Source organism: Rhizobium sp. WYCCWR10014 (assembly GCF_001657485.1).
In the GTDB taxonomy this organism is placed as follows: domain Bacteria; phylum Pseudomonadota; class Alphaproteobacteria; order Rhizobiales; family Rhizobiaceae; genus Rhizobium.
On the sequence record NZ_LXFU01000048.1, the window covers coordinates 157587 to 179179 of the forward strand.

General features: G+C 61.5%; 26 protein-coding genes. 19 read left to right on the forward strand and 7 right to left on the reverse strand.

What is annotated here, in order from left to right; genetic code table 11:
- Nucleotides 1–2 precede the first annotated feature (2 nt).
- Nucleotides 3–443, reverse strand: coding sequence for a glyoxalase superfamily protein (locus A6U98_RS26780; protein WP_064654003.1), 441 nt, complete (start codon nt 441–443; stop codon nt 3–5).
- A 354-nt stretch (nt 444–797) separates the two neighbouring features.
- On the opposite strand from A6U98_RS26780, the gene A6U98_RS26785 reads away from it, so the two are divergent.
- Nucleotides 798–1130, forward strand: a complete 333-nt coding sequence (locus A6U98_RS26785) for a hypothetical protein (protein ID WP_018241377.1) — start codon at nt 798–800, stop codon at nt 1128–1130.
- Here A6U98_RS26785 and A6U98_RS37835 read toward each other — a convergent pair.
- On the reverse strand, nt 1081–1332 hold the full coding sequence (locus A6U98_RS37835) for a hypothetical protein (protein ID WP_082933994.1): 252 nt from the start codon (nt 1330–1332) through the stop codon (nt 1081–1083). The genes A6U98_RS26785 and A6U98_RS37835 overlap by 50 nt on opposite strands.
- 91 nt (nt 1333–1423) lie before the next feature.
- Here A6U98_RS37835 and A6U98_RS26790 point away from each other — a divergent pair, with 91 nt between their 5' ends.
- On the forward strand, nt 1424–2290 hold the full coding sequence (locus A6U98_RS26790) for a LysR family transcriptional regulator (RefSeq protein ID WP_064654004.1): 867 nt from the start codon (nt 1424–1426) through the stop codon (nt 2288–2290).
- A gap of 64 nt (nt 2291–2354) precedes the next feature.
- Here the strand turns inward: A6U98_RS26790 and A6U98_RS26795 are convergent, their stop codons facing one another.
- Nucleotides 2355–2801, reverse strand: coding sequence for a host attachment family protein (locus A6U98_RS26795; RefSeq protein WP_064654166.1), 447 nt, complete (start codon nt 2799–2801; stop codon nt 2355–2357).
- A 161-nt stretch (nt 2802–2962) separates the two neighbouring features.
- On the opposite strand from A6U98_RS26795, the gene A6U98_RS26800 reads away from it, so the two are divergent.
- The 3 genes from A6U98_RS26800 (at nt 2963) to A6U98_RS26810 (ending at nt 5199) form a co-directional block, all read left to right on the forward strand.
- Nucleotides 2963–3364, forward strand: a complete 402-nt coding sequence (locus A6U98_RS26800) for a DUF2177 family protein (RefSeq protein WP_064654005.1) — start codon at nt 2963–2965, stop codon at nt 3362–3364.
- A 220-nt stretch (nt 3365–3584) separates the two neighbouring features.
- Entirely contained in the window at nt 3585–3986 is a 402-nt protein-coding gene (locus A6U98_RS26805) for a pilus protein PilZ (protein ID WP_003558031.1), read from the forward strand.
- 97 nt (nt 3987–4083) lie between these two features.
- Nucleotides 4084–5199: a pyridoxal phosphate-dependent aminotransferase gene (locus tag A6U98_RS26810; protein WP_064654006.1), complete on the forward strand. Its 1116-nt coding sequence runs from the start codon at nt 4084–4086 to the stop codon at nt 5197–5199.
- Nucleotides 5200–5320: 121 nt separating this feature from the next.
- On the opposite strand, the gene A6U98_RS26815 is transcribed toward A6U98_RS26810, so the two are convergent.
- On the reverse strand, nt 5321–5590 hold the full coding sequence (locus tag A6U98_RS26815) for a sel1 repeat family protein (protein ID WP_064654007.1): 270 nt from the start codon (nt 5588–5590) through the stop codon (nt 5321–5323).
- 443 nt (nt 5591–6033) lie between these two features.
- Between A6U98_RS26815 and A6U98_RS26820 the strand changes: the two genes are divergently transcribed.
- The 3 genes from A6U98_RS26820 (at nt 6034) to A6U98_RS26830 (ending at nt 8499) form a co-directional block, all read left to right on the forward strand.
- Entirely contained in the window at nt 6034–6372 is a 339-nt protein-coding gene (locus A6U98_RS26820) for a DUF2147 domain-containing protein (protein WP_064654167.1), read from the forward strand.
- Nucleotides 6373–6644: 272 nt separating this feature from the next.
- Nucleotides 6645–6824 carry a hypothetical protein gene (locus A6U98_RS26825; protein WP_027685326.1) on the forward strand — a complete coding sequence of 60 codons (180 nt, stop codon included), beginning with the start codon at nt 6645–6647 and terminating at the stop codon, nt 6822–6824.
- Nucleotides 6825–6996: 172 nt separating this feature from the next.
- Nucleotides 6997–8499 carry an AMP nucleosidase gene (locus A6U98_RS26830; RefSeq protein ID WP_033180494.1) on the forward strand — a complete coding sequence of 501 codons (1503 nt, stop codon included), beginning with the start codon at nt 6997–6999 and terminating at the stop codon, nt 8497–8499.
- A 9-nt stretch (nt 8500–8508) separates the two neighbouring features.
- Here the strand turns inward: A6U98_RS26830 and A6U98_RS26835 are convergent, their stop codons facing one another.
- Entirely contained in the window at nt 8509–8724 is a 216-nt protein-coding gene (locus A6U98_RS26835; protein ID WP_171376500.1) for a hypothetical protein, read from the reverse strand.
- Between the two features lie 155 nt (nt 8725–8879).
- Between A6U98_RS26835 and A6U98_RS26840 the strand changes: the two genes are divergently transcribed.
- From A6U98_RS26840 to A6U98_RS26855, 4 genes are read left to right on the forward strand one after another with little or no spacing between them, the layout of a single operon-like run.
- Nucleotides 8880–9236 (forward strand): YciI family protein, encoded by a 357-nt coding sequence (locus A6U98_RS26840; protein ID WP_064654009.1) that lies wholly within the window; start codon nt 8880–8882, stop codon nt 9234–9236.
- A 10-nt stretch (nt 9237–9246) separates the two neighbouring features.
- Nucleotides 9247–9606: a YciI family protein gene (locus A6U98_RS26845; RefSeq protein WP_064654010.1), complete on the forward strand. Its 360-nt coding sequence runs from the start codon at nt 9247–9249 to the stop codon at nt 9604–9606.
- A 2-nt stretch (nt 9607–9608) separates the two neighbouring features.
- Nucleotides 9609–9968: a YciI family protein gene (locus A6U98_RS26850; RefSeq protein WP_064654011.1), complete on the forward strand. Its 360-nt coding sequence runs from the start codon at nt 9609–9611 to the stop codon at nt 9966–9968.
- A 9-nt stretch (nt 9969–9977) separates the two neighbouring features.
- Entirely contained in the window at nt 9978–11219 is a 1242-nt protein-coding gene (locus A6U98_RS26855; protein ID WP_064654012.1) for an RNA polymerase sigma factor, read from the forward strand.
- Here the strand turns inward: A6U98_RS26855 and A6U98_RS26860 are convergent.
- On the reverse strand, nt 11187–12149 hold the full coding sequence (locus A6U98_RS26860) for a lysylphosphatidylglycerol synthase domain-containing protein (RefSeq protein ID WP_064654013.1): 963 nt from the start codon (nt 12147–12149) through the stop codon (nt 11187–11189). The genes A6U98_RS26855 and A6U98_RS26860 overlap by 33 nt on opposite strands.
- Before the next feature lie 175 nt (nt 12150–12324).
- On the opposite strand from A6U98_RS26860, the gene A6U98_RS26865 reads away from it, so the two are divergent.
- The 6 genes from A6U98_RS26865 to A6U98_RS36340 all read left to right on the forward strand — a co-directional run bounded on the left by A6U98_RS26865 (nt 12325) and on the right by A6U98_RS36340 (nt 18707).
- On the forward strand, nt 12325–13818 hold the full coding sequence (locus tag A6U98_RS26865; RefSeq protein ID WP_064654014.1) for a glycosyltransferase family 39 protein: 1494 nt from the start codon (nt 12325–12327) through the stop codon (nt 13816–13818).
- A gap of 137 nt (nt 13819–13955) precedes the next feature.
- Entirely contained in the window at nt 13956–14972 is a 1017-nt protein-coding gene (locus A6U98_RS26870; RefSeq protein WP_064654015.1) for a glycosyltransferase family 2 protein, read from the forward strand.
- A gap of 12 nt (nt 14973–14984) precedes the next feature.
- On the forward strand, nt 14985–16484 hold the full coding sequence (locus tag A6U98_RS26875; protein ID WP_064654016.1) for a glycosyltransferase family 39 protein: 1500 nt from the start codon (nt 14985–14987) through the stop codon (nt 16482–16484).
- Between the two features lies 1 nt (nt 16485).
- Nucleotides 16486–17970 (forward strand): glycosyltransferase family 39 protein, encoded by a 1485-nt coding sequence (locus A6U98_RS26880; RefSeq protein ID WP_064654017.1) that lies wholly within the window; start codon nt 16486–16488, stop codon nt 17968–17970.
- A 178-nt stretch (nt 17971–18148) separates the two neighbouring features.
- The gene (locus tag A6U98_RS26885; protein WP_003546845.1) at nt 18149–18400 is read left to right on the forward strand and encodes a type II toxin-antitoxin system ParD family antitoxin; all 252 of its coding nucleotides are present in this window, start codon (nt 18149–18151) and stop codon (nt 18398–18400) included.
- Nucleotides 18401–18425: 25 nt separating this feature from the next.
- On the forward strand, nt 18426–18707 hold the full coding sequence (locus tag A6U98_RS36340; RefSeq protein WP_280950271.1) for a type II toxin-antitoxin system RelE/ParE family toxin: 282 nt from the start codon (nt 18426–18428) through the stop codon (nt 18705–18707).
- A 70-nt stretch (nt 18708–18777) separates the two neighbouring features.
- On the opposite strand, the gene A6U98_RS26890 is transcribed toward A6U98_RS36340, so the two are convergent.
- A complete protein-coding gene (locus tag A6U98_RS26890) occupies nt 18778–20145 on the reverse strand; it encodes an aspartate aminotransferase family protein (protein WP_064654018.1) in 1368 nt (455 codons plus the stop codon).
- A gap of 82 nt (nt 20146–20227) precedes the next feature.
- On the opposite strand from A6U98_RS26890, the gene A6U98_RS26895 reads away from it, so the two are divergent.
- Nucleotides 20228–21580, forward strand: coding sequence for a glutamine synthetase family protein (locus A6U98_RS26895; RefSeq protein ID WP_064654019.1), 1353 nt, complete (start codon nt 20228–20230; stop codon nt 21578–21580).
- Nucleotides 21581–21593 lie beyond the last annotated feature (13 nt).

Here is a 21593-nt window from a genome sequence, read left to right on the forward strand (position 1 = left end):
AACTAGAGATCGAGCACCAGATGCGGCACGCCGTTCGAGGTCTTCCGCGGCGACACGCCGTCGGCATCGATCTGCGCGTTCACACGCTGGCGAAAGGCGGAAAAGCTCTCGAAGGTGACGACATCCACCGGCTCGTCGAAATGGATGGTGATCCTGTGGAGGTCGCCGCCCGGCAGGGCCGAAAGCGCCAGAACTTCGCCAGTGAACGGCTGATTGAGATAACGGCCGCGAATATGCGCGCCGACGAAGAGCGGGGTCTTTGGAGCGGCATTGGGCTTCGCCGCAAGGGCCGCAAGCGTATTCCAATCGCGCATGCCGTGCTGGCGGGCAATCATTTCCAGGGCCGCACTGTGGGACAGCGTGGTGCCGCGATCGTTCATCGCCTGGCGCAGGCGCTTGGCCTGGGCCTTCAATTCTTCAATGGCAGGATAGGTCGTCGTCATGGCGTGAGCCTTCGAAAGGCATGCTCTTCGACTGCGGATGGGAGCTCGCATTGCCGTCAGTCAGCATGCACAAAGGGCCGTGACCATGATCGCGAGGACTTCACCATGGATTTTCATCCGCGAGCGGCCGGCGCCTCGAACCGGCCCTTGTATGCGCGAACGCCGCCGACATGTCAAGAATGGCGCATCTGCCTCAGGAATGCGCAGCTTTGGGGCAAATCTGCACGAAATCGGTGCGATTTTCCCGCAGGCTTCACAGAAGCATTCAATCTTACCGATGTTCTTCAGCAAGTGTCAGCATTCTTCCGCTAATATCCTGTCGTATAACAAGCGGAGGCTAAAAGGGCCTTTCAGATGCACCTCGACACAGAACACCCCAAACCGGAACGTGCTTACAGGGAATTCAATCTCGACAGGCCCGGCAACATCATCTTCGTCGGCCATCACCTCAGCACCGGAACGCAGGTGCGCTGCCTGATCCGCACCATCACGCTTGCCGGCGCATTGCTCGAAGTCAGCCCGAACCTGGAAATACCGAGCCATTTCTTTCTCGAAATCCTCGGCATCCATGACGAGATCGGTGCGACCGTGGTCAAGCGCGAAGGCGAATTGGTGACGATCAGCTTCAACATGCTGATCAATCCGGAATTCCTGCACCACGTGTTGCGACTGAACTTCGAAACCTGAGGCGTTTTCCGATCCGTGAATCATCGCGGCGCGTCGCCTTTGTTTCGCCGCTCCGTCTTGCGGCAAGGCGCGCGATGATCGGAACGGCCCAGAGAAATCCGCGCCATTCCGGACGAGCGAGCGGATCGGCCAAGGGATCATGGCGTATCCGGCGACTGCGGATTTCGATTTCCCTGAAGAGAACAACCCAGTTGAGATCCATTGCTTCATCCTCCATCTATTTCTTGGAGCACTTGAGCTAAGCCTTCGCGCCCTTCCGATGTAGAGGCGCTGAGGAAAGGGGGTTTTCATCCATGAAAGACGCGAGCTGGGACGACCTGCAACTTTTCTTTCATGTTGCGACCGGCGGTGGGCTTTCGGCGGCGGCGGCCCGCACCGGGCTCAGCGCGCCGACGATCGGCCGGCGCATGCTGGCACTCGAACGGGTGACGGGCCGATCGCTGTTCAGCCGCGGCCCCACCGGCTATCTGCTTGCCAAGGACGGGCAGGAGCTGCTCGATCGCGTCCGGCTGATGCAGGATGCGGCGCGTGCGATCTCCGACTGGCGCGGCGAGGTGCTGACGCTGCCGATCGTCTCGACGGCCGCCGACAGCTGGACCTCGCGCTTCGTCGCCGACCATCTGGCAAGCGTCTGGACGCCGAAGGACAGTTTCCGCATGTGCTACAAGACCTGCGACACGAGCGTCGATTTCACCTATCGCGAGGCGCATATCGCCATTCGCCACAGCCGGCCGGAGAGCGGCAACGTCGCGATCCGCCGGTCGGTCAAGGTGGCGCATGCGGCCTATCAGGCGGCCGGCTATGACGAGAAAAACTGCAACTGGATCTCGCTCGGCACCGATACCGCCATCACGCCGGCGGACAAATGGACGTTCGAACAGCCGGATTGCTGGATCACCAGTTGGACGAACACGCCGCATATGCTCTTTTACCTCATCCGCGGCGGTGCCGGCCGCGGCGTGCTCCCCTGTTTCATCGGCGATCAGGAACGCAGGCTCGTCCGCGCCGGACCCGTCATCGACGAACTAACCTACGACATGTGGATCGTTGCGCATGATGACGAGCGGCAGCGGCCGGAAGTCAGGATCGTCATCGACCGCCTGGCGGCGCTCTTTGCCGATCATGAAGAGCTGTTTGCCGGGCAGAAACCGTCCGCTTGACGCGCCGGCATGAGAAAACGCGGGCCATTCGACCCGCGTCGCGAATAGGTAGGCTCTTGCCAGCTCAGGCGGCGAGATGCCGCTCGATCTCGTCGACCGGCATATTGGTATAGTCTTTCGCCACTTCCGCGGTGATCACCGCCTGCGTATCGGCGCGGAGCGCTGGCCGCAGCGCGCCAAGCGCCTTCGGCGGTGCAACGAGGACGATGCGACGGGCCTTCTTTTCCTGCACCAACGCGTCGAGCTTTTCCGCCACCTGTTTCAAAAATTCGGTTTCGGCCTGATCCTGCCAACTGGTCTCCTCAACAGCGCTGCCGCTCAGTCCGTCTGCGGCATGGGTTCGGCCAGGCTTATCGGCGCCAATCTCGCGATCCGGCGCGCTCGGCTGCGTCAGGGTTTCCAGCACCTTCAGGTTCACCAGTTGGGCATCGCCGGCATTCTGCATGATCAGAGCCTTGGCTCCATCGCAGACCACGACCCATGATTCCCAAGGGATTTTTACATCAGTCATCTTCAACTCCTCGCTGTCGTCATTCGAAGCGCGCCGTGCTTCATCGATCAAGGCACAACGCTCGGCCATTGAAAGAGTTCGGGAAAATTGCGCCGAAATCGAACGGGCGGCGATCCGGCTGGCCCTTGCTGCGTAGAAAGGCGAAGCTCGGGAGATTGACGATGAAGACATCACTGCTCGCCTATGCCGGCACCTTTCTCACCCTTCTCGTCTGCGACGGGATATGGCTCGGCATCATCGCTGGCAACTTCTACCGCGACCAACTGGGAGCGCTGATGCTGCCCTCGCCCAACCTTGCGGTCGGCGCACTGTTCTACCTGTTCTTCGCCGCCGCGGTGGTTGTGCTTGCCGTGCTGCCGGCGCTATCGACAGGCTCGATCGCCACCGCGTTTCTCCACGGTGCCATTCTGGGACTGGCGGCCTATGGCACTTATGACATCACCAATCTTGCCACGCTTCGCAACTGGCCGCTCGCCATGAGCCTAGTCGACATGGCCTGGGGCACGGCTCTGACGGCGCTGACTGCCGCCGGCGGATATCTCGCCGCCAGATTTTTCGGCTGAAACGGGAGCCTGGAGACGAAAGCCTGCGTCCCAATAATGAACATCGGGCGTCCCGCTTGGGAACAAAGTTTAAACTCGTTAAAATTGTAATTTTATATTTGACGAATGTGCAAAACATTCATGTGACCTTGGTTGGAGCAAGACCCCAGCTTGAATGAGATCAAGACCAGCTTGCTCGCGATCAAGACCCCAAATGTGCCCTGTCTGACGGAGAATGTGAATGACTATGCTCCGCGCTACACACCTTGCCACGGTCAAGTCCGCTGTCTACGACCTGCGCTGGGAAGAGTTCAGCGTCAAACGGCCAGCCCGCATCGTCGCCGTCCGGCCGTGCCTCACAGGCGTCTCGATGCGAAGTGCCGAGATCATCGATATCTCCCAGGGCGGCGCCACCTTCATCGTCTCGACCACGGCCGGCCTGCCGAAGCATTATTATCTCAACATTCTTGGCCTCGCCTATCGGATCGGCTGCGCCGAGGTCTATCGCCATAAGGAACGCATCGGGGTGCGGTTCATCAACATCATGGACCCCGAGGTTCTGCGCCGCGTCGTCCGTACCGATTTCCTCGTCGGCAACATGGAAGCAATTGCCGCCCGGCGTGCGCCGATCTTCCGCGCCTGAACAGGCCGAGTCGTTGCGCAAATAATCTTGCTTGCGTTGGCCGTGCCCGGGCCTATTGTTTCGCCAATTGTCATTATGTCCGGGAAATTGCCGTCGCATGTCCGCCTTTTCGCGCTTCACACCTCTTGCCAGCGCCCTGCCCTCCACAGTTCCCTTCGTCGGCCCCGAGGCGATCGAGCGCCAGCGTGGACTTGCCGTTTCGGCGCGCATCGGCGCCAATGAGAATGGCTTCGGCCCCGCCGCTTCCGTGTTTGCAGCGATGCGCGAGGAAGCCGGCAATATCTGGAAATACAATGATCCGGAGAATTTCGCGCTCCGGGAAGCGCTGGCCGCCCATCTGGGCGTCTCGTCCGCCAATATCGCCATCGGCAGCGGCATCGACGAATTGCTCGGCCAGATCGTCCGGCTGGTGATCGGGCCGGGCGCGCCCGTCGTCACCTCGCTCGGCGCCTATCCGACCTTCAATTTCCATGTCGCCGGTTTCGGCGGCCGGCTGGTGACCGTTCCCTACGCAAACGACCGCGAGGATCTCGGCGGCCTGCTCGATGCCGTCAAGCGCGAGAATGCGCCGCTCGTTTATTTCGCCAATCCTGACAATCCGATGGGAAGCTGGTGGGATGCCGACAGCATCGTCGCTTTCGCTCGGGCGCTGCCCGAGACGACACTGATGGTGCTCGACGAGGCCTATAGCGAAACGGGACCAGCAGGTTCGCTGCCGTCGATCTCCTCGCTCATCGAGTTGCCGAACGTCGTTCGCACCCGCACCTTCTCCAAGGCCTACGGACTTGCCGGCTCACGCACCGGCTACGTGATCTCCACAGCAGGCACGGCACAGGCCTTCGACAAGATCCGCAATCATTTCGGTATGAACCGGCTGGCAACGGCCGCAGCGCTCGCGGCGCTGAAGGACCAGACCTATCTTGTCGAGGTGGTCGGGAAAATCCATGCGGCGCGGGAGCGGATCGCCGGCATCGCCCGGGCGAACGGTCTTGAGCCACTGCCCTCTGCGACGAATTTCGTGGCGATCGACACTGGGCGCGACGGCGCTTATGCGAGGGCGATAGTCGACGGGCTGATGGAACACGGCGTTTTCATCCGCATGCCTGGCGTGGCGCCCCTCAACCGCTGCATCCGCATCAGCGTCGGGCCGGAGGCGGATATGGCGCTGCTCGAAGAGACGCTACCGCAGGTGCTGAAACAGATCAGCCGATAATGCGAAGAACCGCGGCCGGTGGAGGATCCGGTCGCGGTTCCGTTCTCCCGGCGTCGGCCCCATCCAAGTGGCCCGCCAGCTCCCTCTTTTTGAGGTTGTTATTGCTGCTCTTGTCGATTCCTTAGTGAACCGTCATCCACTCGCGGGCGGCGCGCAGCGCCGCTGCGAGCTGCATCTTGTCCATGGCGGCGGCCACGTCGGCACGAAGCTCGGCGGCGCGATCGTTGCCCTTGATTGCGGCGATGTTCAGCCATTTGTGGGCTGAGACGAGATCGACTTCGCAGCCGCGGCCGGTCGCATACATCAGACCCATTTCGCAGAAGACATCGGCGCAGTTGTTGTCGCCACCCATGGTGGCCGTTTCAGCATTGTGCATTTCAAAGCGTGCCATCGGTTTTATCCCTGTTAGCCTGTTTATGACTGACCCTGTTTTACCTCTAGGCCTTGCCGTCTGTTGCGGCTTACGGCCCTTTCGGTCCGGCGGGTTTGCCCCGCTCGTTTGATGGGTTCACTATGCCAAACGGCTTTCAAAAAACGCCTAAAATGCATGATTAATTTGAGACAAACAAAGTGCAAACACTTGGTAAAATTGGATTTTCGTTAAACATCGGACTCCCTGTGAATTAAGGATTTTCGAGCGGATTTTACGAAAGATTCAGATTTGAAAATAAAGGGATTGTTCATCATGAAATCAGCAGGCGATCTCTTTGGAAGCTGGACGAACGGCTTTTTCTCGCGTTTTTCAGCTGGCCAGCATCATAGCGATTGACCCTGTTTACCTTTACGTTTGCGTCAGTTATTTTCGCCGCGATCAAGGACATCATGGAGGAAAAGATGATCCGCAGCTTCGTTCTCGCCGGCGCCATAACAGTCATCGCGGGTATCGCGTATGCCGAAGAGCCGATCGTCGGCAACTGGAAGACGGCCGCCGGTGATACGGCGGTGATCGCATCCTGCGGCGGCAGTTACTGCGTGACGCTGAAGACCGGTAAATATGCCGGCCGGAAGATCGGCACGCTTGCGGGAACCGGCGGCAGCTATGCCGGCGAGATCACCGACCCGGCCGCCGAGAAGACCTATAGCGGCTCGGGCAAGATTTCCGGCAATTCGCTGAGGATGCAGGGCTGCGTGATGAAGATCCTCTGCAAGTCGCAGACCTGGACGCGGCTCTGAAGCCATAAGGCGCCCGCGCAAGGATCATCCCAAACCGAGAAGCATGCCAACGCGACGGCATGCTTCGAAGCCCTTTGCGGCCTTCTCTGTCAAGCCGTCCGGCGAAGCCGAACAGTCGAACTGGGCCCGGCGCCTCCCTACAAATCCCCTCCGCAACCTGGCCGAGCCTGCCCAGCAAGCTGAACGGCTGATGAACCGGCATCTCAGCACTCGTTCAGCCATCGCATGGCAAAACTCTTGTCACGATAGAGTTGCATATCGGGGATAAGGGGATGAACATCTATATTCTGGCAAGACGCTTTAGCATCATCACGCTGTTTGCGGCGATCTTCGCGATCACCTTTTCGGCAGTCGTGGTGCACGAAGGCGGCGGCGGGGCGCAGTCGCATTTCGGGGCGAGCTATACCTGCCTGGAGAGAAACGGCACCTTCTGCGCGCCCACGGTGCGGTGACTAAAGCGCATCGTGCGATGCGCTTTAAGTCTTTGATTATGCATGTCGGTGTCTCAAAACCGCTGGGTACGTTGGGCGACAGGCATTCGCACCAGACGCGGAATAGGATAAAAAATCGGAATCCGCCGGCGCGCGTCGTTTGCTTGTCAAGAACAACTCTCTATAATGTGTCATGAACAAACGAATCCCCCCTTTGTTGCCCCTCGACATTTCCTCTCCACCGCCTTTCCAGCCTGAGAGTTTCGATGATCCCGCCAAGGCGGTCGAGGCGCTGACGGCGCTTTACGAGCGCAATACGGCGTTCCTCATCCAGAGCTTCGCCGAACTCGCACAGGGCGCGCCGATCTCCTCGCGCTACCGCGCTTTTTATCCGCAGGTCAGCATCGAGACGACAAGCTTCGGCCATGTCGATTCGCGGCTTTCCTATGGTCATGTCACGGCACCCGGCATCTACACGACGACCGTCACCCGGCCGAAGCTCTTCAAGCATTACCTGAAAGAGCAGCTGGCGCTCTTGATGAAGAGCCACAATGTTCCTGTCATCGTCTCGGAATCGACGACGCCGATCCCCTTGCACTTCGCCTTCGGCGAGGGTGCGCATGTGGAAGCATCGACCAACGCCTTCATCGACGTTCCGATGCGCGATATCTTCGACACACCCGACCTGAACACCACCGACGACGAGATTGCCAACGGCGAATATATCCCGCCGCCGGGAGAGCCCTCGCCGCTTGCGCCATTTACCGCGCAACGCATCGACTACTCGCTCGCCCGACTGTCGCATTATACGGCGACGCATGCCGAGCATTTCCAGAATTTCGTGCTGTTTACGAATTACCAGTTCTATATCGACGAATTCTGCAGCTGGGCGCGCAAGCTGATGGCGGAGGACGGCGACGGCTATACTGCCTTCGTCGAGCCCGGCAATGTCGTTACCCTGCCCGGTTCGAACGCGCCGGAAACGGATTCCGCCCTCACCCGCCTGCCACAGATGCCGGCCTACCATCTGAAGAAGAAGGGCCATGCCGGGATCACCATGATCAATATCGGCGTCGGCCCCTCCAACGCCAAGACGATCACCGACCACGTCGCCGTGCTGCGGCCGCATGCCTGGCTGATGCTCGGCCATTGCGCCGGGCTACGCAACAGCCAGCGGCTCGGCGACTATGTTCTCGCCCATGCCTATATGCGCGAGGACCATGTTCTCGACGACGACCTGCCGGTCTGGGTGCCGATCCCGGCGCTGGCCGAAGTGCAGGTGGCGCTCGAAGCCGCCGTTGCCGAAATAACCGGCTATGAGGGTTTCGAGCTGAAGCGCATCATGCGCACCGGTACCGTCGGCACGATCGACAACCGCAACTGGGAACTGCGCGACCAGCGCGGGCCGGTGAAGCGGCTCTCCCAGGCGCGCGCAATCGCGCTCGACATGGAGTCGGCAACGATCGCCGCCAACGGCTTCCGCTTCCGCGTGCCCTATGGCACGCTGCTCTGCGTCTCCGACAAGCCGCTGCACGGCGAATTGAAACTGCCGGGCATGGCAACGGCCTTCTACCGTACGCAGGTCAACCAGCACCTGCAGATCGGCATCCGCGCCGTCCAGAAGCTTGCCGCCATGCCGAAGGAAGCACTGCATTCACGCAAGCTGCGCAGCTTCTTCGAAACGGCCTTCCAATAGGCCGGTTCCTCACCTGCCGGTCACGACAGGTGCTGACTGCTGCACAAGCATCTGCGGCCTGCCGGCGGCAACATTCAGCCCCGCGATCAACAGGGTGAAGGCGACGAAGACGAAAGCGACGCGCAGGAGAATCTTCAGCCCATCGCTTTCGACGAACTCCAGCTCACGCTTTTCATGGCGGCGCGCCCATATCTGGCTTGCCACAGCGATTTCAAAAATACTCATTGCTAATCTCCTCGACAGCTTTCGACGAAGCTTTGTCGAGCGCTGCCTCGCGATTTCGACACGGGCGGGCACAAAAGATTTTTCCCGCCGCTGTCGAAATGCGCGAAGATCGTTCGTCCAAGGGTATTGGAACACGGCAAGGAAGGCTGTCTGCGATGAAATATCTCTGTCAGGTCTGGTTCGACGGCGCGACGCTCGACTCCATGACGCAAGAGGAGAAGGCCGAGCTCGACACAAATTCCCTCGACTACGACAAGGACCTCGTCGACAGCGGCCATATGATCGTCGCCCAGGCGTTGCAACCGCCGAAATCGGCAGTGACTGTCCGAGTCCGCAATGGCGAGATGGCGGTGACCGACGGTCCCTTCGCCGAGACGAAGGAGGCGCTCGGCGGTTTCATCCTGATCGAGGCAAAGGATCTCAACGAAGCGATCCGTATTGCATCAGGCATCCCGCTCGCCAAACTCGGCGCGATCGAGGTTCGGCCGATCCACGAATTCGGAACTAAATGAGGAGAGACCAATGAAATTTCTATGCCAGATCTGGTTCGACACGGAAAAAAGCAAGCTGGTCCCTCAGACCGAATGGGATGCGCTCACACAGGAGTGCATCACCAGCGACAATCGCTGGCGCGAGAGCGGTCATCTGCTGGTGGCGCTCGCCTTGCATGAACCGTCAACGGCGATCACGGTCCGCCTGCGCAATGGTGAAGCCTTTTCGACCGATGGCCCATTTGCCGAAATCAAAGAGCACCTCGGCGGTTTTTTGCTGATCGAAGCCGAGAATATCGAGGAGGCGAAGACGATCGTGTCGAGTTTTCCGATCCTCAAATATTGCTCGATCGAAGTGCGCCCGACTTACTCCATCCAGGATGGGAAATAGCCATGCGCTATATCTGCCTGATTTATAACAGCGCCGACACGGACGGGACGCTGACGCCTGATGAAACCGATGAACTCGTCAAAGCGCATTTCGCCTTCGATGAGGAGCTGCGCCGCGACGGCATCATGATCCATGCCGATGCGCTTGAGATACCCGATAAGGCGACCGTGCTGCGGGTTCGAGACAATAGGCTGTCTGCCACCGACGGCCCCTATGTCGAGACGAAGGAGCATCTGGCCGGCTTCTACGTCATCGAGGCGCCGGATGTGGTGAAAGCCAGGGAAATTGCCGGGCGGATCCCGTCGGCGCGTTTCGGCGCGGTAGAACTGAGGCCCGTGCGGATGCTGACCCTGCCGGATTGAGGTGCCCCATTGGAAAGCGTCATCGAAGAAATCTACCGAACGCAGTCGCGCCGGGTGCTGGCGACGCTGATCCGCCTTCTCGGCGATTTCGACCGGGCGGAGGAGGCGCTTCACGACGCCTTTGCCGCGGCCGCCCGGACATGGCCGACGGACGGCACTCCCAGTAATCCAGTCGCCTGGCTCGTTTCGACGGGGCGCTTCAAGGCGATCGACACGATGCGGCGGCGGGCGCGCTTCGATGCTTCGCAGCATCACATCGAAGACAGCCTTTACACGCCCGATGCAACGGAGATCGGCGACATGGAACCGATCGAGGACGACATGCTGCGGCTGATCTTCACCTGCTGCCATCCGCTCATCCCGGCCGATGCGCAGATGGCGATGGCACTCAGGGAAATCTGCGGGCTGACCACCGAAGAGATCGCCCATGCCTTCCTCATTCCGGCGCCGACGGTGGCCCAGCGGATCGTGCGCGCCAAAGGCAGGATCCGGGCGGCGAATATCCCCTACGAGGTGCCGGGCCGCGAGGCGCTGCAGCCGCGGCTCGACCGGGTGCTGCACGTCATCTACCTCGTCTTCAACGAGGGCTATTCGGCCTCTTCAGGCGAGGATGTGGTCCGCGCCGATCTGACCGCGGAGGCGATCCGTCTGGCGCGGCTGCTTCTGGCGCTGCTGCCGCATCCCGACGTGTCGGGTCTGCTGGCACTGATGCTGCTGCAGGATTCCCGCCGCACCGCCCGCAGCGGAGAGCAGGGATCGCTGGTGCTGCTTGCCGATCAGGACCGCTCGCTCTGGGATCATGCGAAGATTACGGAAGGCCTGGCGCTGCTCGCCGCCGCGATGAAAGCCGGAGAGATCGGCACCTATACGCTGCAGGCGGCGATCGCCGCCGAACACGCCAGAGCGCCGGCTTCCGAAGAGACCGATTGGCGACGGATCGCCTTTTATTACGATCTGCTTCTGGCGGCGCAGCCCTCGCCGATCGTCGAGCTCAACCGCGCCGTGGCGATTGCGATGGCGGAAGGGCCGGCGAAGGGGCTGGAACTGATCGATGCCATTCTGGGACGCCGGGAGCTGCAGGCCTATCACCTCGCCCATTCGGCGCGCGCCGATTTCCTGCGCCGTCTCGATCGGAGGCAAGAGGCGATCGCCGCCTATCAAACGGCGCTGTCGCTCTGCCGGCAAGAGCCGGAGCAGGTGTTTCTGAGAAGACGGATTTCAGAGCTTGCCGCGACGTCCGAGCGGCAGTGAGATGGCGGTTCCGGTCAGCGCCGAGACGATGATCAGCAGGTGGGCATTGACGCTCGCCTGCGCCAGCGCGGCAAGGGCCAGCCGCTCGCTCGAGGCGCCCAAGGCGATGGCGCCGGCGGTGATGCCGGCCGGATAAGTGCCGACGCCGCCTGGCGCATGCATCGGCAGCACGGAGGAGAGCTCGCCGCCGAGCGCGCCGCCGAAGCTTGCCGCCATCGGCAGCACGCCCATCAGGCCGAGCGCCCATGCGAGCACCATCACCTTCACCAGCCAGTTGACGATGGTCATCGCCCAGGCGCGCGCAAAGGCGACACCATCGAGCGGCAAGCCGTTTTCGATCTCGGCAACGAATTTCTGCGCCTTGTTCGGCAACAGACTGGCGGCTAGCCGCAGCAGCGGCTTGCGGGCGGCGAAGGCCGCGACCGGCAGCAGCAGGAAGACAGTCCAGAGCGACCAGGCAACAGCCGCATCGGTTGAAGCGACGGCAAAGCCGATGCCGGCGGCGGCCAGAAGCGCGTGCAGGTCGAGCAGCCGCATGACGAAAAGCGCCGAGGTTCCGCGCGTCAGCGGAATGCCGAATTCGGTGCGCATCAGCAGCGGAAAGCTGGTCTCGCCGGCGCGGAAGGGCAGCATGATGTTCAGCAGATTGTGGATTTGCGTGACGCGGAAAAGGACCGCGAACCGGCCAGCCGTTTCCTTCGGAAAGTAATCATAGATGCGCCAGGTGCGCAGGAAATAGGTGCTCGTCAACAGCACCAGCGCACCGATCACCGGCCCCGCGCCGACATCGGCCCACTGCCTGATGATAACAGGCCAACCCCAGAACCATTGGATGAAGAGGCCGTAGGCTGCGACGATGACGACCGTCAGAACGGTCATGCGATTGCGCATAAACCAGGATTGCCGGCTTTCAACGATCGAACTCTTCATGTAGTAGGCATTCCTCGCTTGGCTTCGGCATAGGCAGCGGTTCCGTCGCCAGGCCTTTTAGGAGAAATGAAGGTTGCGCACAACGACGGAGTTGATGGCGGCGGTGGCGACCATGCTTCCACGCCGACGATCCGATCGGCCGTGATGGCGCCTTGCCGGCTTGACGTGGAGATCGATGTTGGAGCGGATTACCAGAAGCATTACGAGCGCAAGCATTTTTCTGGCAGCCTATTTCCTGCTGAACATCGCGCTTCGCATCGCCTTGCCGCATACGCTCGATCTCGATGAGGCGGAGCAGTCCTTCTACTCGCAATATCTGCTTGCCGGCTATGGTCCGCAGCCGCCCTTCTACAACTGGATACAATATGCCATCGTTTCGGTGACCGGCATATCGATGTGGGTGCTCTCGGTGCCCAAGAACATCATTCTCTTCGGCTGCTATCTCTTCTACGGGCTTGCTGCCCGCGAGGTGCTGAAGAGCCGTTCGCTTGCAGCCGTCGCCATGTTGAGCCTGATTACCCTGCCGCAGGTCGGCCTGATGGCGCAGCGCGAACTGACCCATACGGTTGCCCTGCTGTTTGCGACCTCGCTCTTCCTCTTCGGTTTTTTCCGCACGCTGCGCCAGCCGACGATCGGGAGCTATCTCCTCATCGGCGTCGCCACCGGCATCGGGCTCATCTCGAAGTATAATTTCGCCATCCTGCCATTTGCCGCCCTCATTGCCGTGCTGCCGGAGCGGGAATGGCGCAGCCGTCTGATCGACTGGCGTTTGCTGCCGGCCGCCGTCCTTGCCATTCTTATCGTGCTGCCGCATGCGCTCTGGCTGCCTGACAATCTCGCCAGCGCGTCTGCGCCGACGCTGGAGCGGATGACCGCCGAACACCTGGCCCCCGCCGGCCTTCCCCGCATCGGGCAAGGACTGCTGTCTCTCGTTATCGCCGTCCTCGGCTTCGTCGCATTGCCGATCGTTCTCATCGCGGCCGCCTTCCGGCGCGACTTCTTTCGCGCGCTCTCCTCTTCCAGCCCGATGATCCGGGTGATCGAGCGGATGATGGTCATCAGCCTGCTCGCCTTCGTCGGCGTGGTCCTCTTCGCCGGCGCGAGCGATATCCACGAGCGCTGGCTCGACCCATGCCTGCTCGTCCTGCTGATCTATCTGTTCCTGAAACTGGAAACCGCAGACCTCGATCTTTCCGCCGGTCTTGCGCGCTTCCGGCCCGTAGTGCCGGTCTTCATGGTCGTCATCCTGTCGATCCTTCTCTTCCGGATCGTCGGCATTCAATATATCGGCACTTACACGAGAACGAACGTACCCTTTTCCGGCTACGTGGCTGAATTGACCGCGACCCGCAAGCCGGTTCTCATCGTGGCGGGAACCAAGTTCGTGGCCGGCAACATGCGGCTGGAGTTTCCCGATGTTCCCGTCGTGATCCCGTTCTTCCCCGGTCCCGGAGTTCCCGAATATGCGGACGCGAAGGGACCGGTGCTGGTTATCTGGCGCGGCGAGACCGCAGATGATCCGACAATTTCCCCCGGTTTCGCCAATGACCTCGTGAGATCGGGCATTCATCTGCAAGAGTTGAAGACGCTGACGCTGCCCTATCTCTTCGGTGACGGCAAACGCAGCTTCTCCATTGGTTACTCCTGGGTGGAAGGCGGCGCGAAATAACGCCCAGGCAGATCAGCCGATTGCGGGAAACCGGCATTGCCCGCTGGCAACCGGCGGACACTTCATGTAGTAGCCTTCCGCAAGTGCGGCGGCAGCATTAAAGATTGCTCGGCCGTCCGGCCTTTTGGAGATGAAAGTTGCAGACAACGGTAGAGCCCATTCGCGGTACGAATGATCCGGTACAATCGCTCGAACTGTCGCTGGTCGTGCCCATTTTCAACGAAGAGCAAAGCGTCGGCCCGCTTGTCGAGCGTGTCGTGGCTGCGATGGTTAGCTACCCCCATCGCTGGGAGCTGATCCTCGTCGACGACGGCAGCACGGATGCGACGCTCGTCAACGCCCGCAAGTACGTCGGACGCGAGGGGTTGGCGCTCAGGATCGTCGAGTTGCAGCGAAACTTCGGCCAGACAGCCGCCATGCAGGCCGGCATCGACACGGCCCAGGGCCGCCTGATCGCGACGATGGACGGCGACCTGCAGAACGACCCGAAGGACATTCCTTCGATGGTCGCCGAGCTGGAACGGCGTGAACTCGATCTCTTGGTCGGCTGGCGCAAGAACCGCAAGGACGGCCTCTTCCTGCGCAAGATCCCCTCCTGGTGCGCCAACTACCTGATCGGCCGCATTACCGGCGTCAAGCTGCATGATTACGGCTGCAGCCTGAAGATCTACCGTGCCTCGATCATCAAGCAGGTGAAGCTGATGGGCGAGATGCACCGCTTCATCCCCGCCTGGGTCGCCGGTGTCGTCCCGAGCTCGCGCATCGGCGAGATGGCCGTCACCCACCATGCCCGCGAGCACGGCGTTTCGAAATACGGCATTTCTCGCACCTTCCGCGTCATCCTCGACCTGCTGTCGGTAATGTTCTTCATGCGCTACAAGGCGCGGCCGGGGCATTTCTTCGGTTCGCTCGGCCTGGGCCTCGGCGCGCTCGCCATGCTGATCCTGCTCTATCTCGGCTTCGACAAGTTCATCCTGGGCAACGACATCGGCACGCGCCCGATGCTGATGGTCGGCGTGGTACTTCTGCTGTCGTCGGTGCAGATGATCACCACCGGCATCCTGGCGGAAATGATTGCGCGCACCTATTACCGCGACGACGCCTCTCCGAACTATATCGTGCGGCAGATCTTCGACGATCAAAGCCAAGCCTAAGCCGACAGCACGATGCTGGAGCGCGCGACGAGGACGATCAAAACCGCGGGCCTGCTGCTTGCAGCCTATTTCGTGCTCAACATCGCGCTGCGCGTCGCGCTTCCGCATTCGTTGGAGCTCGATGAGGCCGAGCAATCCTTCTTCTCGCAATATCTGCTGGCCGGCTACGGCCCGCAGCCTCCCTTCTACAACTGGATGCAATATGCCGTCGTTTCGGTGACTGGCATGTCGATCGGCGCGCTGATCGTTCCGAAGAACATCCTGCTGTTCCTGTCCTATCTCTTCTATGGCCTTGCCGGGCGACGCGCGCTGAAGGACGAGGCGCTTGCCGCCGTCGGCATGCTGGCGCTGATCACCCTGCCCCAGGTCTCCTACATGGCCCAGCAGGATCTGACACACACGACGGCGCTGCTCTTTGCCAGCTCGCTGTTTCTCTACGGCTTCTTCCGCACGCTCGACCGACCGGATATGGCGAGCTACCTGCTGCTCGGGCTTGCGACCGGCATCGGGCTGATCTCGAAGTATAATTTCGCGCTGATGCCCGTCGTCGCCTTGATCGCCATCCTGCCCGATGCCGAATGGCGGCGCAGGGCGCTCGACTGGCGCATGCTGGCGGCGATCACTGTTGCGCTCGTCATCGTCCTGCCGCACGCGATCTGGCTGCAGGGCAATCTCGCATTCGCCTCCTCCGACACTCTGGTCAAGATGGCCGCCGGCAGCGAACCGGCCGGCGCCGTGCGGATCGGCAAAGGCCTTGTCGCCTTTCTCGTTGCCATCATCGCCTTTGCGGCGCTGCCAGTCGTGATCTTCGCCGCCGCCTTCCGGCGGGATTTTGTCCGAGCGCTTTCGGCCGGCAACCGCTGGACAGGGATGATGGAGCGGATGATGCTCGCAAGTCTCGCCGGCATCGTTCTGATCGTGCTGTTCACCGGCTCGACGACGGTTCGCGAGCGCTGGCTCGACCCGTTCCTGCTGGTGCTGCCGATCTATTTCCTGGCGAAAATGCAGGCCGCCGGGCTCGACCTTTCCGCCGGGCTGCGCCGCTTCCGGCCGGTGCTGCCGGTGCTGATGGCCTGTGTGCTGATCGCCCTCGGCTTCCGCGTCGTCGGCGCCGGGTTGATCGGTACCTACAGCCGGCCGAATGTGCCGATGGCGGGTTTTTCGCGAGAGATGACGCGACAGGCGCAACCGGCGCTGGTGATTGCTTCCGACACCTATATCGGCGGAAACATGCGGCTGCAATTTCCCGATGTGCCGGTGGTGATGCCGGATTTCCCGGCACCGGGCATTCCGGCCTATGCCGAGGCCAAGGGGCCGGTGCTGATCGTCTGGCGCGGCAAGAAGACGGCGACGGCTGCCGATGCGGTGATGCCGGAGCGGTTTTCCTCGGCGCTGACGGCGGCTGATATCGCGTTGCAGGAGATCGGCTCGCTGTCGCTTCCTTATTATTTCGGCCGTCAGGGCGACAATTTCGCGCTCGGTTACGCCTGGGTTCAGCCGGGGGCCAGATAGAATGACCGAAAGCAACCGTCGCGACATCAGTTGGATCTTCGTGCTGCTGGCGGCCTATTTCACGCTTCAGGTCGGCGTGCGGCTTGCAACCTCGCATTCGCTCGATCTCGACGAGGCCGAACAGGTCTTCCGCTCGCAATGGCTTGCCGCCGGCTACGGTCCGCAGCCGCCCTTCTACAACTGGCTGCAATACACCGTTTTCCAGTTTGCCGGCGTCTCGCTAACCGCCCTCTCGGTGGTGAAGAACCTGCTGCTGTTCAGCTCCTACGTGCTCTACGGTCTGACCGCGCGGCTTATCTTGCGCGACAAGGCGCTGGTGGCGATCGCCACGCTCGGGCTGCTGACCATCCCGCAGATGGCTTTCGAGATGCAGCGCGACCTGACGCATACGGTCGCGGTGTTCTTCTCGGCCAGCATCTTCTTCTACGGCTTCATCCGTAGCCTGAAGCAGCCAAGCCTTGCCTCCTATCTGATCGCAGGCATCGGCATCGGTTTCGGTCTGCTTGCCAAATATAATTTCGCGATCCTGCCGGCGGCAGCCCTGATTGCAGCGCTGGCCGATGCGCGCCTGCGGCCGCGGATCTTCGACTGGCGGCTGATGCTGACGGCGGCGGTAGCATTCGTCATCATCCTGCCGCATCTCTTCTGGCTGCAGGACAATCTCGATTTCGCCACCGCACGCACCCTGGAGAAGATGACCGCGAGCGGCGAAGCGAGCTATCTCAAGCAGGTGTCCATGGGCATAAGCTCGCTCGCCCTCGCCACCATCAGCTTTGCCGGGTTGACCGTGGCGGTATTCATGATCGTCTTCGGCAAGAGCCTTCGTCCGGCGCTCGGCTCCGGCTCGGAATGGACGCGGCTTCTCGAGCGGATGATGCTCGTCTTCTTGGCCGGCATTCTGCTTCTGATCGTCTTCGGGGGTGCTGCCGGCATCAAGGATCGCTGGCTGGTGCCGATGCTCTTCATCCTGCCGCTCTATTTCTGCCTGAAAATCGAGGCCGCAGGCGTGGAAACCGGAAGGGCCTTCCGGCGTTTCATGCTTGGTGTCGCCGTCATCGTGATGGGCGTGCCGGCGGCCCTTTACGGCAGCGTTGCGACTGCGCGCTTTACCGGTCATTACGAGCGGCTGAACAGGCCTTACGCCACGATGCTGGAACTCTTGCGCAAACAGGCCGAACCGGCGGCGATCCTCGCCGGCGACAGCCTGCTCGCCGGCAATCTCAGGCAGGATATTCCCGGCGTGCCGGTCCTCTCCGTGGATTATCCCGGCTTCCACCCGGATCTTGCAGGTCGGCGACCGCTTCTCCTGGTGTGGCTCCTCCCCAAGGACGGAAGCGAAGCGCTGCCGCCTGATATGGCTGAATGGCTGCAGGTCAATCTCGGCGCGCCTGCACCCGAGGCGTCGGTAGTCGACGCACCCTATTTCTATCGGCGCGGCGACGACAGCTATCGTTTCGGCTATGCCTGGGTCAACCAGCCGGGCTGAGCGCAATCACGATTTCAGCTCCTCCCAGGCGGCATCCAACGCCAGTTTCGTGATCCTCGCTATCTCATTCACTGTGCTCGGAGGCGCTGAGCCATCGGCTCGTTGGCCATATCTAGCATACTCGAATATTGTAAAAGTATTGTATTTGTCATATGGTGTGAGCAGGGAGTAAATTTACATGGCACGGGCAAAAACCTTTTCCCTTGGCGATACCTATGACGGGATTCTATCGGATCTTGTCCGCAATGGCCGGTTCGGCACCGAAACCGAGGCCGTGCGGGCAGGCATCCGTATGCTCGCCGACCACGAGCTGAAAATGCAGGTGCTGCGTAAGGACATTCAGGCGGCGGACGCCGAGATCGAAGCCGGCCTCGGCAAGGAATACGCTACCGGCGCGGATCTCCTCAAAGACGTCATGAACGAAAGCTAGGGCCATCAAACCGAAACGCCTGATTATCGCTCCATCCGCCATTGAGGATCTGCGGAATATTCGCCGCTATATCGCCGAGAGCAGCCCCCACTACGCGCAGGAGTTCCTGGCCGATCTGACCGCGAAGATCGCCTGGATCGCCGAAGTGGACTTCACCGGATCTCCCCGCGACCACATTGCGGAAGGCCTGCGCGGCCTGCCCTATCGGAACCGCTGCATCTATTACCGCTCCTATCGCGACCGCATCGTGGTCCTACGGGTGAAACACGGCGCCGAAGATATCAAACCGCAGGATTTTGAGCTTTAGGCCCGAAGGCTTTCGCTAGGCAGATAGCGGCTTCGCCTGTGGCTGGTTTAGCGAGCATGGCTGAGCGCAATCAGGATCTCAGCTCTTTCCAGGCCAAATCCAGCGCCAGCCTGGTAACCTTTGCCATCTCGTCCACCTCGGCGTGGCTGATGACGAGCGGCGGCGAGGCGAGCATGCGGTCGCCGGTGGCGCGCAGTACCAGACCGTTCGCCAGCGCGTGGTTGCGCACCAGCGCACCGACCTGATCGGGCTTGGCATAACGGGTGCGCGTGCTCTTCTCGGCGGCAAGCTGCAGTCCGCCCATCAGGCCGATGCTATCCGCCTCGCCGACAAGGTCATGTTCCGAAAGCGCCTTCCAGGCTCGACCGAAATAGGGACCGATATCGTCGCGCACCCGCTCGACCAGCTTTTCCTCCTCGATGATGCGCAGGTTTTCGAGTGCTGCGGCAGCGCAGACCGGATGGCCGGAATAGGTGAAGCCGTGATTGAAATCGCCGACCTCGTTGATCAGCACATCGGCGATGCGGTCGCTGACGAGCACGCCGCCGATTGGCAGATAACCGGAGGAAAGCCCCTTGGCGATCGGCGCCAGATCGGGCTCGACGCCGAAATACTGGTGGCCGAACCAGGCGCCCAGACGGCCGAAACCGCAGATCACCTCGTCGGTCACCAGCAGGATATTGCGCGCCTTGCAGATGCGGTCGATCTCCGGCCAGTAGGTCTCGGGCGGGATGATGACGCCGGCAGCCCCCTGCACCGGCTCGGCGACGAAAGCGGCGACGTTCTCCTCGCCGAGTTCGTCGATCTTGGCTTCGAGCTCGCGGGCAACCTTGAGACCGAATTCGGCGGGCGAGAGATCGCCGCCCTCGCCGTACCAGTAGGGCTGGCCGATATGGACGATGCCTGGGATCGGGAGGTCGCCCTGCTCATGCATGTATTTCATGCCGCCGAGGCTGGCGCCGGCAACCGTCGAACCGTGATAACCGTTCTTCCTTGCTATCACGATCTTCTTCGACGGCTTGCCGACCGCACTCCAGTAGACGCGGGCCATGCGGAACCAGGTGTCGTTCGCCTCCGAGCCGGAACCGGTGAAGAAGACGTGGTTGAACCGCTCGCCGGCATGCGCGGTGACCTTCTGCGCGAGCAGGGTCGTCGGTACCGAGGTCGTGCCGAAGAAAGTGTTGTAATAGGGCAGCTCGTTCATCTGCCTGGCAACGGCGTCCGTGATCTCCCGGCGGCCATAGCCGATATTGACGCACCAGAGGCCGGCGAAGCCGTCGAGATATTTCCTGCCGTGATTGTCGAAGATGTGCACGCCCTCGCCGCGCTGGATGATGCGCGCACCTTCGGCATTCAGCTTCTTCATGTCGGCGAAGGGGTGCAGGTGGTGCGCGGCGTCGATCGCCGCAAGGTTCGAGGGCGGGTAAGTATCGGGCATGATTGGTAAAGACCCTCGCGGATTGAAAGGCTGATGTCGATGGGATAGGAGCTTGGCCTTGTCCCGGAGGATTTTCAAGGTCATGGCGAGCGACAGGATGGACGGCAAGACCGATAGCGGCGACCCTCGTTTCGAGATCCTGATCGTCGGCATGAACGGCGACCTGCGCGGCAAGCAGCTTCCGCCCGGCACCGAAGACAAGGTCTGGGCCGGCGACATCCGCCTGCCGACCTCGACGCAATCGCTCGACATCTGGGGTGACGATAATGACGATATCACCGGCCTGTCGCTGACGATCGGCGACCCCGACGGCAAAGTCATCCCCGACCGGCGCAGCCTGGCGCCGATGCCCTGGGCGCCCGAAGGCTCGATGCAGGTGCTCGCCACCATGCACGAATTTGACGGCAGCCCGAGCTTCATGGATCCACGCGCCATCCTCGCCTCGGTGGTCGAGCGCTATGCGGCGCGTGGGCTGACGCCTGTCGTCGCGACCGAGCTGGAATTCTACGTGACGTCGGGAGACTGGCGCGAAACCGGACGCCCCTGCCCGCCCGGAAGCCTCACCTATCGCGGCGAACCGAACGGTTTCCAGCTCTACGACATGAGCGCCGTCGACGCGCTCGATGGCTATTTGCAGACGCTGAGGGCCTATGCGAAGGCGCAGGACCTGCCGGCGGATGCGACGACGGCGGAGTTCGGTCCGGGCCAATTCGAGGTAAACCTGCTGCACCGCGCGGATGCGCTGGCAGCCGCCGACGATTGCCTCTATCTCAAGCGCATCGCCGAGCAGGCGGCGCGCCGGCACGGGCTGAAATCGACCTGTATGGCCAAGCCCTATTCCGAACATGCCGGCTCCGGACTGCATGTGCATGCGAGCATCATCGACGGCCAAGGCCGCAACATCCTCGATGCCAAGGGCGGCGAGCCGAAGCTGCTCAAATCGGTGACAGCAGGCCTGCTCAACACCATGCGCGAGGCGCAGCTGATCTTCGCCCCCTTCGCCAATTCCTACCGCCGCTTCCAGCCGGGCTCGTTTGCGCCTGTCGATCTGACCTGGGGCAGCGGCCACCGCGGCACGGCGATCCGCATCCCCGACAAGGATGGGCCGGCCGCACGCATCGAACATCGCGTCGCCGGCGCCGATGCCAATCCCTATCTGCTGCTGGCAGCGATCCTCGGCGGCATGCTCACCGGTCTCGATGGCGAACTCGACCCCGGCGAAGAGACGACGCCCTCGCACATACCTGTGAATACGGCGCGACTGACGCATGATTTCCTCAGCGCCGTGGAGATCTTCCGCACCTCGCCGTTCATCGCCGACATCTTCGGCGCGCGTTACCAGGCGCTTTATGGCGACACCAAGCGCAAGGAAGCCCTTGCGCATCTGCGCACCGTCTCGGATTTCGATTACCGCACCTATCTGCCGCGGCTCTGAAATTACGCAGCGG

What these genes read in the sequence shown, in the direction of transcription:
- A6U98_RS26780 (WP_064654003.1), bottom strand. Translation starts at nt 443, where the DNA reads ATGACGACGACCTATCCTGCCATTGAAGAATTGAAGGCCCAGGCCAAG.
- A6U98_RS26785 (WP_018241377.1), top strand. Translation starts at nt 798, where the DNA reads ATGCACCTCGACACAGAACACCCCAAACCGGAACGTGCTTACAGGGAA.
- A6U98_RS37835 (WP_082933994.1), bottom strand. Translation starts at nt 1,332, where the DNA reads ATGGATCTCAACTGGGTTGTTCTCTTCAGGGAAATCGAAATCCGCAGT.
- A6U98_RS26790 (WP_064654004.1), top strand. Translation starts at nt 1,424, where the DNA reads ATGAAAGACGCGAGCTGGGACGACCTGCAACTTTTCTTTCATGTTGCG.
- A6U98_RS26795 (WP_064654166.1), bottom strand. Translation starts at nt 2,801, where the DNA reads ATGACTGATGTAAAAATCCCTTGGGAATCATGGGTCGTGGTCTGCGAT.
- A6U98_RS26800 (WP_064654005.1), top strand. Translation starts at nt 2,963, where the DNA reads ATGAAGACATCACTGCTCGCCTATGCCGGCACCTTTCTCACCCTTCTC.
- A6U98_RS26805 (WP_003558031.1), top strand. Translation starts at nt 3,585, where the DNA reads ATGACTATGCTCCGCGCTACACACCTTGCCACGGTCAAGTCCGCTGTC.
- A6U98_RS26810 (WP_064654006.1), top strand. Translation starts at nt 4,084, where the DNA reads ATGTCCGCCTTTTCGCGCTTCACACCTCTTGCCAGCGCCCTGCCCTCC.
- A6U98_RS26815 (WP_064654007.1), bottom strand. Translation starts at nt 5,590, where the DNA reads ATGGCACGCTTTGAAATGCACAATGCTGAAACGGCCACCATGGGTGGC.
- A6U98_RS26820 (WP_064654167.1), top strand. Translation starts at nt 6,034, where the DNA reads ATGATCCGCAGCTTCGTTCTCGCCGGCGCCATAACAGTCATCGCGGGT.
- A6U98_RS26825 (WP_027685326.1), top strand. Translation starts at nt 6,645, where the DNA reads ATGAACATCTATATTCTGGCAAGACGCTTTAGCATCATCACGCTGTTT.
- A6U98_RS26830 (WP_033180494.1), top strand. Translation starts at nt 6,997, where the DNA reads ATGAACAAACGAATCCCCCCTTTGTTGCCCCTCGACATTTCCTCTCCA.
- A6U98_RS26835 (WP_171376500.1), bottom strand. Translation starts at nt 8,724, where the DNA reads ATGAGTATTTTTGAAATCGCTGTGGCAAGCCAGATATGGGCGCGCCGC.
- A6U98_RS26840 (WP_064654009.1), top strand. Translation starts at nt 8,880, where the DNA reads ATGAAATATCTCTGTCAGGTCTGGTTCGACGGCGCGACGCTCGACTCC.
- A6U98_RS26845 (WP_064654010.1), top strand. Translation starts at nt 9,247, where the DNA reads ATGAAATTTCTATGCCAGATCTGGTTCGACACGGAAAAAAGCAAGCTG.
- A6U98_RS26850 (WP_064654011.1), top strand. Translation starts at nt 9,609, where the DNA reads ATGCGCTATATCTGCCTGATTTATAACAGCGCCGACACGGACGGGACG.
- A6U98_RS26860 (WP_064654013.1), bottom strand. Translation starts at nt 12,149, where the DNA reads ATGAAGAGTTCGATCGTTGAAAGCCGGCAATCCTGGTTTATGCGCAAT.
- A6U98_RS26865 (WP_064654014.1), top strand. Translation starts at nt 12,325, where the DNA reads ATGTTGGAGCGGATTACCAGAAGCATTACGAGCGCAAGCATTTTTCTG.
- A6U98_RS26875 (WP_064654016.1), top strand. Translation starts at nt 14,985, where the DNA reads ATGCTGGAGCGCGCGACGAGGACGATCAAAACCGCGGGCCTGCTGCTT.
- A6U98_RS26880 (WP_064654017.1), top strand. Translation starts at nt 16,486, where the DNA reads ATGACCGAAAGCAACCGTCGCGACATCAGTTGGATCTTCGTGCTGCTG.
- A6U98_RS26885 (WP_003546845.1), top strand. Translation starts at nt 18,149, where the DNA reads ATGGCACGGGCAAAAACCTTTTCCCTTGGCGATACCTATGACGGGATT.
- A6U98_RS26890 (WP_064654018.1), bottom strand. Translation starts at nt 20,145, where the DNA reads ATGCCCGATACTTACCCGCCCTCGAACCTTGCGGCGATCGACGCCGCG.
- A6U98_RS26895 (WP_064654019.1), top strand. Translation starts at nt 20,228, where the DNA reads ATGGCGAGCGACAGGATGGACGGCAAGACCGATAGCGGCGACCCTCGT.